This window comes from Almyronema sp., from assembly GCF_052168255.1.
Lineage (GTDB): Bacteria > Cyanobacteriota > Cyanobacteriia > Phormidesmidales > Phormidesmidaceae > Sphaerothrix > Sphaerothrix epifaneia.
Map to the genome: position 1 here is coordinate 64,059 of NZ_JBQLZL010000039.1, position 13,728 is coordinate 77,786.

Consider the following 13,728-nt stretch of genomic DNA (forward strand, 5'->3'; position numbering starts at 1 on the left):
ACAACACTCCCTTAGGTGTGACTTACAATTGATCCTAAAGAAGGATCCTGCCTGTAAGTGACGTGGGGGTGTTGCTGTTATGTTGGTTATTTTGATGGATGACCAGCTCCTGCTGCCTCAAAAGGTATGTCAAAGCTGCTTGATGGCTGATCAAACAGGTCAGCCCCGGTGGCGGCAAGGTCGGTTGCGCTGTGGGCGTTTAGTTGAAAAACTTTCAGATACTCAGCCTGACCAGTACGAGTGTCAAATGGGGTTTCGCGTGGCTAACATTGAGTGAGGTTAGGTGTTGGCCGCTTAGGTGATGCTTTGAAGTTCTTAAGGAACTGAGCACATTAAAACGCCATTTTTTGATGTATCAAAATCAAACTAGACTTTAGGTAATTGAGTATAGACACCTAAATTTTATGGCTTGGCTTAAAGGTTGGAAGCGGATAAAGCCGTTGCTGGCAGAAACCATTTAGCTATCTTGACTGTGCCTGTTGGGTGATGTTTCCCATACGGCAAATTCCCTATAATTGAATGATTAAAAATTAAACTTTATCAAGGAGTCCCTTGTTTTATGAACTGGCGTGGGTCAACAACTGTTTCAGATAGAATCTTTGCTGCTCTGCCTTATATATTGCCGTTAGTATATGGCATTGGCTTTGGTGTCTTTATTTTCAGAGATTTTCCCATCGTTCAACTGTTACTAGTGCCGCTGACTCCTTTCTTGGCCGTTTATAATTTCCCCTTTGCTGGCATCATTATCTTTTTCTTGCTCTTTTTCCTGGTTGTCAGAAATCCGGACATTAGCCACTTTATTCGCTTCAACACGATGCAGGCGATTTTGCTGGATATTATCTTGTTTCTTTGCCAGTTGGTGTTTGGTCTTTTGGCAGGTTCACTAGGCGAAGGTTTATTGGTGCAAACGCTATCTAACGTCATCTTTTTGGGAATGTTGGCGGCTGTTGTTTATTCAGTAGCTCAGTCTTTGATGGGGCGCTACGCAGAAATTCCAACCCTGTCTGAAGCCGTACACATGCAGGTACGGTAGTCAAAAGCGGATAAGTGCTTTGCGGGTTGACTTCTCAGCATGAGTTCAATAAGTTACTGAATGTTCCTCACCTCGTTTGGGGTGGGGAATTGTTTTGGGAAACCTTTTAATCTGCGATCGCTACTCATGTCTCAACCGTTTATCGACACAATTTATACAGATGGTGCCTGTTCAGGAAATCCCGGCCCTGGTGGTTGGGGCGTCGTCTTTCAAAGCAGCGGCACTACCTGCTACGAAATCGGTGGACGTGACAGCCAAACAACTAACAATCGCATGGAGCTTCAAGCAGCGATCGCTGCTTTAGAGTTTTTGCTACAGCACGAAGTCTCTGAAACGATCAAGCTTTATACAGATAGTGAGTATGTCAAAAAAGGCATCACTCAATGGATTCGCGGTTGGGAAAAAAAAGGTTGGAAAACAGCAGCGGGTAAGCCCGTTCTCAACCGCGATTTGTGGCAACAACTGGGAGAACTCAACCAACATGTCCAGCAGCAACTAGGTCAGGCGGTAGATTGGCGCTACGTCAAAGGACATGCAGGTATTGCGGGTAATGAGCGCTGTGATGAGATTGCACGTGCCTTTGCCGCTAATCAGCCTATTGACCTCAAGCAGCGATCGCCTCAAACCATTCACAAGCAAGAGGATGAATCTTCTATCAATCCAGCAAAAAGCAAAAATCTCTCGCCAGAGATAAAATTAGAACAGCTATCTGACGAAAATGTAGTTGATTTATCCATGGCAGATTCGAGCGACGTTCAAATTTCTGATAATTTAGAGCCAGTTTCCAGAGAGGCTAGAGTTACCAACCTGCGCAATGTTGTAGAAACGCTTCATATGGCCGATGAAATTGCCAAGCAGGGTTATCTCATTACCAGTTCTGAACTCGCTGATTTAATGGACGTTAACGCCAGCGCTGTTACCAGTCGCGGAGAATATTGGGCTTGGCGTAACTGGACGGTAGCCCGCGTGCGCCGAGAAGGTAATCAAATTTTGTGGCAGCTAGAGCGAATTGATTAAAAGATCTTCGCCAGCAAGGTATCAGGTTTCAGCTACCGCTACCGTCAATCAGCTAAAACCTGGTGGGGTCAAAAGTTCAGTCCTGAAGGCTGCGATCGCAATCGGGCAAAAGTTTGTGTTCTGGCTGGCAGTTTAGGGGCTACAGGAGAGTAGCGAAGACACCTCTAGGCGTAAAACAAGTCCAGTCACTTTAGCAAGGGCGCTATGATAAGGGCAGTTGACATTTCTTAATATTCTCGCTGTTGGCATTAACCCAGATCGCATGACATTTTCAATGCCCATCTCCGATCGCGTCAAAGCCTTTTTAGAGGAGAAAGTTTTTTTAGGTCAGCCTTTGACCCTAGAACTCACAGCCATCCTGCTGGTCTACTTTGTTCAAGGAATTGTTGGGTTAGCACGGTTAGCCGTTAGCTTCTTTCTCAAAGATACGATTGGGCTTAACCCAGCTGAAGTAGCTGCGCTAACCGGTATCGCTACGTTGCCGTGGACGATCAAACCCGTCTTTGGCTTTCTCTCAGATGGATGGCCTCTGTTTAATTATCGCCGTCGTCCTTATCTGATTTTGGCGGGGGTTTTAGGTGCAATTGCCTGGATTTTGATGGCAACGGTAGTGAATACGGCTGGAACCGCGATCGCCGCAATTACGCTCAGTTCCCTATCCATCGCTGTCAGCGACGTCATTGTAGATTCACTGGTAGTTGAACGCGCTCGTCAGGAGTCACAAAGCGCTGTTGGTTCCATTCAGTCTTTAGCTTGGGGAGCAACAGCGCTAGGCGGGCTAATTACAGCTTATCTGGGTGGATTACTGCTACAGCAATTTAGCACCCGCTTTATCTTTGGCATTACAGCCATTTTTCCGCTCATCGTCTCGCTAGTTGCCGGATTGATTAGTGAAGATCCGGTGACCCAAGCGCCTAGTTTTGCTGTCGTTCGTGGCCAGATTCAGCAGTTGTGGGGAGCCATCCGCCAAAAAGCTATTTGGATGCCAGCTCTGTTTTTGTTTTTGTGGCAGGCGACACCCACCGCTGACGCAGCTTTTTTCTTCTTTACGACCAACGAATTGGGATTTGAGCCAGAGTTTTTAGGACGAGTAAGATTGGTGACCAGTCTGGCTGCTTTGCTAGGTATTTGGATTTTTCAGCGTTTTTTGCGCTCTGTTTCGTTTCGGCGTATCTTTGCCTGGTCTACCGTCTTATCAGCCCTGCTAGGAATGACCATGCTGCTGCTGGTCACTCATGCCAATCGCACTTTGGGCATTGATGACCACTGGTTCAGCTTGGGTGACAGCTTAGTACTAACGGTTATGGGAGAAATTGCTTTCATGCCAGTGCTGGTACTATCAGCCCGTCTATGCCCACCTGGCGTAGAGGCAACCCTATTTGCCTTGTTAATGTCGATTGTGAATTTAGCAGGGCTACTTTCTCATGAATTTGGCGCGTTGCTAACGCACTGGTTAAGTATTAGCGAAACAAATTTCGATCGCCTCTGGCTCTTGGTTTTGATCACTAACTTCAGCACCCTTTTACCTTTGCCCTTACTCTTTTTGCTGCCAGGTACCTCAGCTCAAACGGAGACAGCCATCGAGGAATCAACCGAACAACTCACGACCGGGAAGCCATCTGTCAATTTGGTCGCTATTCGCCAAGAACTGCCCGAAACACCTGTGGCCGTTGGCAAGCTCGATTTAGAACTGCAAAAATAATTTTTCTATTGAAAGCAGCTATCCCTACTGAGATGTTGCCGTTTGTCTGAGCCTACCAACAGTTAATTAAATCTCCCGCAAAGCGCCATGCAATCTATTGAAAATCCAATGCAAACCTTGTCTCACCAAAACTTCGCAATGGAGGATTGGCGCGGCGGTTATCGTTCTCAGCCTGAAGAATTTGCTTACTGGATTGACGAAGTTGAAGGACAAATTCCGCCTGAGCTAGAAGGCACCTACTTTCGCAATGGCCCAGGATTACTCGATATTGGTGGCTACGAGCTTCGTCATCCTTTTGATGGTGATGGCATGATTAACGCGATCGCGCTTTCAAAGGGGCGTGCCTTTTATCGCAATCGCTTTGTTCGCACTGAGGGATACGTCGCCGAGCAAAAAGCAAGAAAGCCCTTGTTTCGAGGTGTCTTTGGTACCCAAAAGCCAGGTGGCTGGTTCGCCAATGCCTTTGATCTACGGCTTAAAAATATTGCTAACACAAACATCATTCACTGGGGCGGTAAGCTGCTAGCGCTTTGGGAAGCAGCAGAACCCCATCGCTTAGACCCACACACGCTAGAAACTCTCGGACTAGAATATCTCGACGGGGCGCTACAAGCTGGCTCTGCCTTCGCTGCGCATCCTAAAATTGATCCCAGCTGCGATCGCCTAGGGGGTGAACCCTGTCTGGTTAACTTTGCAGTCAAACCTGGCCTCTCAACCACCATTACCCTCTACGAATTTAATCCCCTTGGGCAACTGATTAACCAGCATAGCCACTCGGTAGCAGGCTTTGCCTTTTTGCACGACTTCGCGATTACCCCTCACTACGCCATCTTTTTTCAAAACCCTGTCACTTTCAACCCGCTCCCTTATGTGTTGGGTTTGAAAGGGGCTGCCGAATGCATTGAGTTCAATCCGAAAGCTCCGACACGGGTCATCTTGATTCCTCGCAGTGGCAAAGGTAAGGTCAAAATTTTAGAGACTGATCCTTGCTTTGTTTTCCATCATGCCAATGCGTTTGAGCAAGAAGAGAAAATTTACATCGATTCTATTTGCTATACAGGCTTTCCCACTCTCGACGAAGGCAGCAGCTATCATCAGGTTGATTTTTCAGCCATTCCCGCAGGTCAACTCTGGCGCTTTACCCTTGATCTCGAAACTGACTCAGCCCGTTCTGAACAGTTGATTCAGCGCTGTTGTGAGTTTCCTAGTTTGCATCCTGCTCAAATAGGGCAGCCTTACCGTTTTGTCTATTTGGGATCAGCCCACGCCGCTACTGGCAATGCTCCTTTACAGGCAGTGCTTAAACATGACTTAACAACGGGAGAACAACAAATTTGGAGCGCCGCTCCTAAAGGGTTTACCGGAGAGCCTTTGTTTATTCCTAGACCGGGAGCAACCGCCGATGATGATGGTTGGCTGCTAATCTTACTCTACGATGCCGAGCGGCGCTGCTCAGAATTGGCAATTCTTTCGGCTCAGTCATTTGCTCAAGGGCCTATTGCGCGGCTAAAGCTGCGTCACCATGTTCCCTATGGACTACATGGTAGCTTTACGCATCAGTATTTTGGCCCTCACATATAGGTAATTTATGTGACAAAGCTGGGTATACTAGCCATGCTTGTAATGAGGCTTGAGTCGCATTGCCCCAGCGCCAACTATGTTCCTGAAATCTCACACTGTTTGCTATCGGTTAACCCCCAAAAAAGAAGGTTATCGCTTAGAGCTGTGGGAACCCGCCATCCCCAACAGCCTTTCCCGCAAACCTTACTGCTTTATGGTGAGCTATGGAGTGAAATCTAAAGGAGAAGCCCAGCAAATACTCAACGGTTATCTCGTTGCTAACGGGGGGCAGGCTGCTGATATTTCTAACATTTCAATCAGTACAGCAGACGGTAAGGTATATACAACCTCTTACTGGCCTTTGGCGGGCACCTGCGGTGTAGCCGAAGAAACGCAGCTGATCTACCACTCCTTAGAGCGTAATTAGCCACTAGGCGCTTTGCCAACGGCTGTAGCCCAACTACTAAAGGTGAAGCATTTAGATTGCTGAAAGCTTAGTCACAAAACCCTTTTCATTTTGCCGACAGCCTTTAGCTTAATTGCCTGCTGAGGCATCCGTTTTGCTTTCACTCTATTTGCTCTATTTCTTCGATATAGCGTTCACCCAAGTCTTCATTCACTACCCGAATATTCTCTTGTCGAACTTGTCCTTTAATTAGGATTTCATCCCCCAAGGCTGGCTGATTGGTCTGCGTCACAATCCAAATCAGTCCGGTTTCATCTTGAAGCTGATAAACCCAACCATCTAATAAAGGTACCTGTTGCTGCACCTTACCCTGCAGATAGATAGGATGCTCAGGTAAGGGGTGGTTGTGGACATCGGCGATCGCTTTAACTTGACCATTTAAGCGAACAGGTTTAGGGACTGCCAAGTTAGCGATAGGGTTACTACCGCTATCAGTCAAGCGACAGCCCAATAGGTTTGTTCCCAACAGCAACAAGCCAAAGAAAAAACAAGCCCGATAGACGCGTAATATGAGGTAAGGGCGATGCAAAAAAGTTACGTGAGAAACTAAAGCAGGGCCTTTTTTTTTATGAATGGCTGCAATTTTCGCTGTCATTGCTCACCTATGCATGTTTTAGTATGGCGCAAATTCTTGATGGCAAATCCCTGGCCCAGCAAATTCAAGCTCAACTAAGAGAAAAAATTCAGACGTTAGAACCGCAGTTGGGTAGACCTCCGGGTTTAGCCGTGTTGATGGTTGGTGATAATCCGGCGAGTGCGGCTTACGTCCGCAATAAAGAACGGGCTTGCGATCGCGTTGGCATTGCTTCTTTTGGTCAGCATCTACCCACCTCAATAAGCCAGACAGAACTGACTCAGATTATCCATCAGCTTAACCGAGACGAACGTATTGATGGCATTTTAGTGCAATTGCCGCTACCAGATCATCTAGACGATGTCGCTTTGCTCACAGAAATTGCGCCTCACAAGGATGCAGATGGTTTGCATCCGACTAACCTAGGACATTTGGTTCGCAAAGAAGTGGGGCTAAGAAGCTGTACACCAGCTGGCATTATGCGACTGCTCCAGGCTTATGAAATTGATCCGGCAGGGCAACAAGCGGTCGTTTTGGGGCGGAGTATTTTGGTGGGTAAGCCAATGGCGCTAATGCTGCTAGAAGCCGATGCTACCGTGACCATTGCCCATTCGCGATCGCAGGATCTCGCTAGTTTGACGCAAGCAGCTGATATTTTGGTGGTAGCGATTGGCCGTCCAGGATTAATTACACCTGATATGGTCAAACCGGGTAGCACCATCATTGATGTTGGGATTAATCGTATCACTGATGATCACGGGCAGTCACAACTGGTCGGAGATGTTCAATATGATCAGGTTGCTCCGTTAGTGGAAGCAATCACACCTGTCCCTGGCGGCGTCGGCCCCATGACTGTGGCCATGCTGTTGCAAAATACAGTATGGAGCTACTGTAGACAACACAACCTTTTAGAAGCATTTTCTGCCTAAATTAGCCCCTTCTATAGATAGATAACGATTGAGCAGTAACCCAATGGTGCTAACCAACTTCCCTCATTCACAAGCGACTCCTTTTGACCTGTCGGCTTACCTCATAGAACGCAAGCAGCAGGTTGAGACAGCCCTTGAGCAGGCGATCGCCGTGGTTTATCCTGAGCGCATTTATGAGTCAATGCGCTATTCCTTGATGGCAGGGGGCAAGCGGCTCCGCCCGATCTTGTGTTTGGCCACGGCTGAGCTAGTAGGCGGGACGATAGAAATGGCCATGCCTACTGCCTGCGCCCTCGAAATGGTGCATACTATGTCGCTCATCCACGACGACCTGCCCGCCATGGATAACGATGACTTTCGCCGGGGAAAGCCGACCAACCACAAAGCATATGGTGAAGACATTGCCATTTTGGCTGGCGATGCTTTGTTGGCCTATGCTTTTGAATTTATTGCTACCCAAACTCAGCAAGTACCTGCTGATCGGCTGTTGCGTGTGATTGCTCACTTGGGCAAGGCCGCTGGAGCTGCGGGTCTAGTAGGCGGACAGGTTGTAGATCTAGAGTCGGAAGGTAAGTCGGAAGTAGGTGTCGAAACCTTAAATTTCATTCATCTGCACAAAACGGCTGCTTTGCTGGAATCTTCTGTCGTTTCAGGGGCAATGCTGGCAGGAGCGCAGCAGTCTGACATTGAACGGCTATCTCGCTATGCTCAGCACATTGGCTTAGCCTTTCAAATTGTGGATGATGTCTTAGATATCACCTCAACCCAAGAAGAGCTAGGCAAGTCTATTGGCAAAGACATGCAGGCTCAAAAGGTGACTTACCCTAGCATTTGGGGAATTGATGAGTCTAAACGGCAAGCCCAAAAACTGGTGGAAGACGCAAAGCAAGAACTGCAAGTTTTTGGCGATCGCAGGCGACCCTTGGCCGCCCTTGCAGACTACATCACAGCTCGTACACATTGAGGTTGGCGACACATGCGGGACGTTAGCGAGATCTTAGATAATCATGTGCTTTTAGTGGCGCTAATTGCCTGTTTAGTGGCTCAGGTCCTCAAAGCCATTATTGAGTATTTACGACACGGCAAGATCAATCTACGGGTTTTGGTCGAAACGGGCGGTATGCCGAGCGCTCATTCTGCTTTAGTGACTGCTTTGGCGGGTGGGATTGGGCAAACAATGGGTTGGGCAAGTCCGGCGTTTGCCGTTACTTCTGTCTTTGCGGTCATTGTGATGTACGACGCTGCCGGGGTACGACAAGCGGCTGGCAAACAAGCCAGAATTCTCAACCAAATTGTGGACGAGTTTTTTCAAGAAAACACTGAATTCAACGAAGATCGGCTGAAAGAACTGCTAGGGCATACCCCTGTACAGGTAATTGCTGGCTCTGCTTTAGGAGCAGCTATTTCTTGTCTGGCTGCCCCAGCCTATTGACACAATTGTAGCCACTAGGGTTGACGTCCCTCAAATGGTCGAAAGCTTCTGATAGAGAACCTTTCATTTTGCTTTCTGTCTTTAGTCTTCTGCATTTAGCAATAGAGCGGCAATCGTCATGTTCATTGGACTTGACTTAGGCTGGCTCGCCAGCTCTCGTAGCGGTGTATGTGTGCTACAGCCAGAAGCGTCAGCACTAGTCTTTGGCAGTTGGCACATTCTTAGCCCCCATCAAGCTTTGCTGGACTGGTTAGATCAAATCATTCTCAATCAGCCGCAGGTGGCGATCGCCGTTGATGCGCCTTTAATTATCCCCAATGCCAGCGGTATGCGCTTGCCCGATCGCTTATTACACCAGCACTTTGGCCGTTATCACGCTGGCTGCTATCCCGCTAATCAGAATCTGCCGTTTTATCCAGCTATGCGCGATTTCACGGCGGCGCTTGAACAGCGGGGTTTTGTTCACGCTGTCGATGGCACCACCCATGGACGCGTCATGCTAGAAGTCTATCCTCACGCCGCCAGCATTGCCCTATTCGGGCTACCCCGCATTCTTAAATACAAAAAAGGCAAAGTAACTGAGCGACGGCAAGGGTTAGCACAGCTCTTTGCTCTACAGCAAAAATATTTTTCTAGGCTTCAGCCAAGTTTAGCGCTTGACTTCACCATTGACCTTAACCAAAAAGGGGCAGCCCTGAAAGCCTTAGAAGACAAACTCGATGCGCTGACCTGCGCTTATCTAGCGGCCTATTGGGTCTGGCACGGACAACGTCAAAATAGTATCTACGGCGATCGCCAAAGCGGCTACATCATCGTGCCGACGTTTATTCCTGGCACTGATGGCTAGTTTAAACATCTGCTAGGGCTGAATGGCAGCAATTTCAGCCGTCAATAACATCACTTGGCTGCTATCTACAATAAAGGTCGTAAAGTCGCGATCGCTCAACGAAGCCAGCGCCCGCCCAACTGCTGTTACGTCTGTACTTTGAGTCACCAGTAGATAGGGCTGCTGACGATATACAACCAGTCCAATCGGTTGATTGAGTACCTGCTGCACATCAAAAGCGACTTCAAGGCGATCGAAGTAATCTACTAGTACCGCATAACCCGCTGGCAGAGGGCGGGGAGCGTAGGACGGCGCATTTGCCTGCCCCCCATTGGCCGTTTGCAAAACGGCTGTTGCTTCATCCGGGCTAGGCGGACGGGCGACAAAAGCCTGCAACCCCTCTACTTCAGTCATGTACTGTGCCCAGGCATTGGCGGTTTCCAAGCTGGTAAAACCGCCAGCGCGGACAACAACATCATTGAGATAGTTGCAGACCATCGCCGTACTGCTAGCAGGCAGCGCTTCTTGCACGCGATCGCGCTCGGCTGAGGTTTCGCCTCTAACCAATAGCAGATACTCGCTGGCCGTTGGCGGCGGGCAGGGCGGGAACTCATCTTGAGCGATCGCAGGCGCGCCAACCAGACCAACCGCCGCCGCTAACATAGCTGGCAAAACTTTAGCTTTGCTGTTCATAAAAATCCTGGTTGCAGTCTCCATCAGCTAGCCGTTGTAGCCAAAGAAGCCAGCGGATCGGGAATAGTGGCGGAGGGAGCCTCAAACTCACCTGTGGCAACGTACTCTAGCCGGAGTTTGAGCCAGGTAATAAAGGTTGCATTAGTAGATACAACGGCGGCGGCTGGCTGAGGACATTTAGCCTTAACTGCAGCTAATTCAGGCGCTTCTAGAAATGCAGGTTGACGAATCAGCCAAAAGTCTTTTTCTTTTTCTTGCTCTTGATAGTGGCGGGTACGCTCGTTGATCACCTCTGCAAACGGTTCTTCTTCTAGCAAAAAGTGCTGGCTAGCAGCCGCATAGTAGTAGGTTGTCATGGCAATTAAATGGCTAAGGTAGCAACAAAATCATCTCCACAGGAAGTCTATTATCTAACGTTCCGCTGCTTTTAGAGCTTTCCGCCAATCACTTGTTTCATTTCTCTAACCGCTCGCTCTAAGCCAACCAAGACAGCCCGACTGATAATGGTATGACCAATGTTGAGTTCTTCCATGCCCTCTAAACAAGCGATCGGGTACGTATTCCAATAGGTTAAGCCATGACCCGCATTGACTCTTAATCCGGCAGCGATCGCCTGCTGACAGCCTTGTTTCAACATCTGCAATTCTGCCGTACGAGCCGTTTCTGACTCAGCCTCAGCGTAGCGTCCTGTATGCAACTCAATAAACTGGGCCGAGGTGGCTGCCGCCGCCTGAATCTGCTGCGGTTCAGCATCAATAAACAAACTCACTGGAATACCCGCCGCTTGCAGCGTTTTGACGACCTGACGCATCCGGTCAGTTTGCCCAACCACATCTAGCCCTCCTTCCGTCGTCACTTCTTCACGCCGCTCAGGTACAAGGGTGACGTAATCGGGCTGAATCTCTAGCGCAATTTTCACCATCTCGTCCGTAGCCGCCATTTCTAAATTGAGGTGGGTGCGCACTGTTTGGCGCAGCAATCTGACATCGCGGTCTTGAATATGCCGCCGATCTTCTCGCAAATGTACGGTAATGCCGTCTGCCCCTGCCAGTTCTGCTAAAACTGCTGCCGCTACCGGATCGGGTTCTACAGTGCGACGGGCTTGACGAATCGTGGCGATGTGATCAATATTGACCCCTAACGTTGGCAAGCTTAGCTCTCCCCTTTAACCACGCCGTTTATCATTTTACCCGATGCGATCGGCGCTATTGGGACAACCCTCAACGCCTCTAAAACTTGCTAAAACTCTATTGGCCGTATGGGGACAGCATATTCAGGCTCAGCTTCTAGCTCATCGTCTAAAAGCGGTTCAATGTCGTCCCATTCGGCGGCGGTCGCAATGGGAATTTCTGCGCTGTTGACAATAGCCCCCAAAAGCCGTACGTTGTCTGCCTCTTCGAGTTGCTCTAGAGCCGCCAGCAGCACTGTTTTTTCCGTGTGATTAGGACGCGTCACCAAAATAATTCCGTCTGTTTGCGTCTCTAATAGCATGGCGTCGTTATTATGACTCAGCGCTGGCGCATCCAAAATCACCATGTCGAAACGAATGCGGGCATCTTCAAAAAATCGCCGCATTTCACTAGACTCTAAAATGGCGGCTGCCTGTCGCTGAGGCCCAGGACTGGGAGAAATGTAAAGATTTTCGACGCTGGGAACTAAGCGAATGTTGTCGCCCAGCTTGCCGCCATAGTAGCGCAAGGGTTCAATTGTCGCCTGTCGCTCTGGCGTGATACCTAGCTGCGCTGATTGCGAAGCGGCGCGTAAATCGGCTTCAACCAAGAGGGTTCGTTTGCCCGCCCGTGCTGAAGCGATCGCCAGATTGTAAGCACTAAGGGTCTTGCCTTCGCTATTTTTGGTGCTGGTTATTAAAATAACTTTCGGTTGCTTATTATCGGCTGACTGATTAGCCACCAGCTGAATATTGCTGCGGAAGCGCTCATAAATCTCTTCGTAGGGAGAATCAGGCTGTAGCATCAGCGGTAAGGCTTTGGTCGAGCGTACTGGCAGCGTTGGAATAACGCTTAGGATAGGAACCTCTTGGTCGCGCAGGATATTTTCTAGCTCTTCATGGGTACGAACTGTGCTATCCAGCATATCGAGCAGATAGACAATGGCACCCCCTGCTACCAGCCCAATTAAGCCACCTACCGCTAAAATAACCAGAGCATTGGTAGCTTCTACCTCAACGGGTCTGACTAGCGGTGGTTTAGAAACCGTCAGACTGCTAACGGTTTCAGCCTCAGCCGCTTCAGCGTCAATGCGCTTGGCTTGAATTTGATCATAAAGGGCTTGTTTAAGCGCCACCTGTTGGGCTAGGCGACCCCGTTCTAGCTGCTTATTGGGAATACTGGCGTATTGCTGCCGCAGTTCTTGTTCTGACTGAGCCAGGGTTTGCTGTTGCTGGAGAACAGTTTCTCTGAGCGTTTGCAAAGCTACTAGCTGATTGGCTAAAGCGGCTCGTGCTGGATCTAAGCTGCTATCTTGACGCACTTCCGTTCCACTTGGCAGAGGCAATAAAGAGCCACCTCCAATCACTTCGCCTGCTCGCTCTCGCAGTAGCTGTGTATAGGCGTCTCGCTGCTGCCGCAGTTCAACCATGGTTGGGTGAGCCGGACGCAATTGAGCAGATAGCAACTGCATTTGAGATTCTGTGCTGTAAATTTTGGCTCTCAAGTCAGCAATGATTGGATCAGCACTCAACGCCGAAGATGCATAAGCTTGCTCTGGGGTCATTCCTAAGCGAGCCTGGAGGCTGCGCATCTGGGCGTCGATACTGGCTAGCTCTACTTGATTTTGCCGTCTCTGGCCCTGGCTAGCCGAAATTGCCCCCAATAGAGAACCATCTAAAGAAGCCTGAATAGCAGGGCCTTCAATCCGGTCGTAGCGCTCAAGTGCCTGTTCTGCATTGCGTAGTTCTGTTTCAACTCCGGGCAACCGTTCGTTTAAGGCATCGATAATGCTACGCAAACGGGCCTTGTTGTTGAAGCGGCTAAATTCGACCATGCCTTCAAACAACAAGCTGAGAGCAGCTTCAGCTTCTTCTGCCTGTTCTGATGTATAGCGAACCGTTACGCTGCGCCGACTACCTTCGCCCTCATCCGTGACATTAATCGCAGTTTGACGACGCAGATTTTCAGGAGAAATTTCTGTTCCTTGTGATTCAAGTCGGTCGGAGACCTGCTGCAGCAAGATATCGGCTAATAAAACTTCTTTGTTGAAAATGCCTTGACCACTGGCTTGAATTTCGCTACCCGTGGCGGTGAAGGTCAAAATAGGCGCGTTTTCAATTAATGCACCTTCGGCCACATATTCTTGGGGCGGCGGTGGCTGCAAAGCAACAACGCCTGAAGCACCGAAAACCGCTAAAAATCCAGCTAAACCTGCCCACTTGTAGCGGTTTAGAGCAATAAGATAGCGTTTAACAAAGGTCGGCATCATAGCTTGTTTAGGGGCGATCGCTCAGCCGAGTATTCCCGAAACGGTTCTATTATGACAA

Annotated in this window: 15 protein-coding genes; 10 read left to right on the plus strand and 5 right to left on the minus strand. The window is 49.1% G+C overall.

The window, feature by feature from the left end:
- The first annotated feature begins 79 nt into the window (after positions 1-79).
- The 6 genes from ACTS3T_RS08930 (at position 80) to ACTS3T_RS08955 (ending at position 5,739) form a co-directional block, all read left to right on the plus strand.
- Positions 80-277: a hypothetical protein gene (locus ACTS3T_RS08930; RefSeq protein WP_377964155.1), complete on the plus strand. Its 198-nt coding sequence runs from the start codon at positions 80-82 to the stop codon at positions 275-277.
- Between the two features lie 282 nt (positions 278-559).
- The gene (locus tag ACTS3T_RS08935) at positions 560-1,033 is read left to right on the plus strand and encodes a Tic20 family protein (RefSeq protein WP_377964157.1); all 474 of its coding nucleotides are present in this window, start codon (positions 560-562) and stop codon (positions 1,031-1,033) included.
- Positions 1,034-1,159: 126 nt separating this feature from the next.
- Positions 1,160-2,050, plus strand: a complete 891-nt coding sequence (gene rnhA, locus ACTS3T_RS08940) for a ribonuclease HI (RefSeq protein WP_377964159.1) — start codon at positions 1,160-1,162, stop codon at positions 2,048-2,050.
- A 262-nt stretch (positions 2,051-2,312) separates the two neighbouring features.
- Complete coding sequence (locus ACTS3T_RS08945; protein ID WP_377964161.1) at positions 2,313-3,752, plus strand: folate/biopterin family MFS transporter; 1,440 nt, start codon at positions 2,313-2,315, stop codon at positions 3,750-3,752.
- A gap of 87 nt (positions 3,753-3,839) precedes the next feature.
- Entirely contained in the window at positions 3,840-5,333 is a 1,494-nt protein-coding gene (locus ACTS3T_RS08950) for a carotenoid oxygenase family protein (RefSeq protein ID WP_377964163.1), read from the plus strand.
- Between the two features lie 76 nt (positions 5,334-5,409).
- Positions 5,410-5,739, plus strand: coding sequence for a hypothetical protein (locus ACTS3T_RS08955; RefSeq protein WP_377964165.1), 330 nt, complete (start codon positions 5,410-5,412; stop codon positions 5,737-5,739).
- 139 nt (positions 5,740-5,878) lie between these two features.
- Here the strand turns inward: ACTS3T_RS08955 and ACTS3T_RS08960 are convergent, their stop codons facing one another.
- Positions 5,879-6,373 (minus strand): hypothetical protein, encoded by a 495-nt coding sequence (locus tag ACTS3T_RS08960; protein ID WP_377964167.1) that lies wholly within the window; start codon positions 6,371-6,373, stop codon positions 5,879-5,881.
- A 23-nt stretch (positions 6,374-6,396) separates the two neighbouring features.
- Here ACTS3T_RS08960 and folD point away from each other — a divergent pair, with 23 nt between their 5' ends.
- From folD to ACTS3T_RS08980, 4 genes are all read left to right on the plus strand, one after another.
- Positions 6,397-7,281: a bifunctional methylenetetrahydrofolate dehydrogenase/methenyltetrahydrofolate cyclohydrolase FolD gene (folD, locus tag ACTS3T_RS08965; RefSeq protein ID WP_377964169.1), complete on the plus strand. Its 885-nt coding sequence runs from the start codon at positions 6,397-6,399 to the stop codon at positions 7,279-7,281.
- 43 nt (positions 7,282-7,324) lie between these two features.
- Positions 7,325-8,245 (plus strand): geranylgeranyl diphosphate synthase CrtE, encoded by a 921-nt coding sequence (gene crtE / locus ACTS3T_RS08970; RefSeq protein ID WP_377964171.1) that lies wholly within the window; start codon positions 7,325-7,327, stop codon positions 8,243-8,245.
- Positions 8,246-8,257: 12 nt separating this feature from the next.
- On the plus strand, positions 8,258-8,713 hold the full coding sequence (locus tag ACTS3T_RS08975) for a divergent PAP2 family protein (protein WP_377964173.1): 456 nt from the start codon (positions 8,258-8,260) through the stop codon (positions 8,711-8,713).
- Positions 8,714-8,831: 118 nt separating this feature from the next.
- Complete coding sequence (locus tag ACTS3T_RS08980) at positions 8,832-9,560, plus strand: DUF429 domain-containing protein (protein ID WP_377964175.1); 729 nt, start codon at positions 8,832-8,834, stop codon at positions 9,558-9,560.
- Between the two features lie 12 nt (positions 9,561-9,572).
- On the opposite strand, the gene ACTS3T_RS08985 is transcribed toward ACTS3T_RS08980, so the two are convergent.
- From ACTS3T_RS08985 to ACTS3T_RS09000, 4 genes are all read right to left on the minus strand, one after another.
- Positions 9,573-10,232 carry a hypothetical protein gene (locus ACTS3T_RS08985; protein WP_377964177.1) on the minus strand — a complete coding sequence of 220 codons (660 nt, stop codon included), beginning with the start codon at positions 10,230-10,232 and terminating at the stop codon, positions 9,573-9,575.
- 23 nt (positions 10,233-10,255) lie between these two features.
- Positions 10,256-10,588 carry an MgPME-cyclase complex family protein gene (locus ACTS3T_RS08990; RefSeq protein ID WP_377964179.1) on the minus strand — a complete coding sequence of 111 codons (333 nt, stop codon included), beginning with the start codon at positions 10,586-10,588 and terminating at the stop codon, positions 10,256-10,258.
- 71 nt (positions 10,589-10,659) lie between these two features.
- Positions 10,660-11,382: a pyridoxine 5'-phosphate synthase gene (locus ACTS3T_RS08995; protein ID WP_377964181.1), complete on the minus strand. Its 723-nt coding sequence runs from the start codon at positions 11,380-11,382 to the stop codon at positions 10,660-10,662.
- Between the two features lie 89 nt (positions 11,383-11,471).
- Positions 11,472-13,670 carry a GumC family protein gene (locus ACTS3T_RS09000; protein ID WP_377964183.1) on the minus strand — a complete coding sequence of 733 codons (2,199 nt, stop codon included), beginning with the start codon at positions 13,668-13,670 and terminating at the stop codon, positions 11,472-11,474.
- Positions 13,671-13,728: the final 58 nt, after the last annotated feature.

Excerpts from the sequence above, each read along its gene's own strand:
- ACTS3T_RS08985 (WP_377964177.1), bottom strand. The coding sequence starts at position 10,232 with ATGAACAGCAAAGCTAAAGTTTTGCCAGCTATGTTAGCGGCGGCGGTT.
- ACTS3T_RS08935 (WP_377964157.1), top strand. The coding sequence starts at position 560 with ATGAACTGGCGTGGGTCAACAACTGTTTCAGATAGAATCTTTGCTGCT.
- folD (WP_377964169.1), top strand. The coding sequence starts at position 6,397 with ATGGCGCAAATTCTTGATGGCAAATCCCTGGCCCAGCAAATTCAAGCT.
- ACTS3T_RS08960 (WP_377964167.1), bottom strand. The coding sequence starts at position 6,373 with ATGACAGCGAAAATTGCAGCCATTCATAAAAAAAAAGGCCCTGCTTTA.
- ACTS3T_RS08945 (WP_377964161.1), top strand. The coding sequence starts at position 2,313 with ATGACATTTTCAATGCCCATCTCCGATCGCGTCAAAGCCTTTTTAGAG.
- ACTS3T_RS08980 (WP_377964175.1), top strand. The coding sequence starts at position 8,832 with ATGTTCATTGGACTTGACTTAGGCTGGCTCGCCAGCTCTCGTAGCGGT.
- ACTS3T_RS08930 (WP_377964155.1), top strand. The coding sequence starts at position 80 with ATGTTGGTTATTTTGATGGATGACCAGCTCCTGCTGCCTCAAAAGGTA.
- ACTS3T_RS09000 (WP_377964183.1), bottom strand. The coding sequence starts at position 13,670 with ATGATGCCGACCTTTGTTAAACGCTATCTTATTGCTCTAAACCGCTAC.
- ACTS3T_RS08975 (WP_377964173.1), top strand. The coding sequence starts at position 8,258 with ATGCGGGACGTTAGCGAGATCTTAGATAATCATGTGCTTTTAGTGGCG.
- crtE (WP_377964171.1), top strand. The coding sequence starts at position 7,325 with ATGGTGCTAACCAACTTCCCTCATTCACAAGCGACTCCTTTTGACCTG.
- ACTS3T_RS08950 (WP_377964163.1), top strand. The coding sequence starts at position 3,840 with ATGCAATCTATTGAAAATCCAATGCAAACCTTGTCTCACCAAAACTTC.
- rnhA (WP_377964159.1), top strand. The coding sequence starts at position 1,160 with ATGTCTCAACCGTTTATCGACACAATTTATACAGATGGTGCCTGTTCA.
- ACTS3T_RS08990 (WP_377964179.1), bottom strand. The coding sequence starts at position 10,588 with ATGACAACCTACTACTATGCGGCTGCTAGCCAGCACTTTTTGCTAGAA.
- ACTS3T_RS08955 (WP_377964165.1), top strand. The coding sequence starts at position 5,410 with ATGTTCCTGAAATCTCACACTGTTTGCTATCGGTTAACCCCCAAAAAA.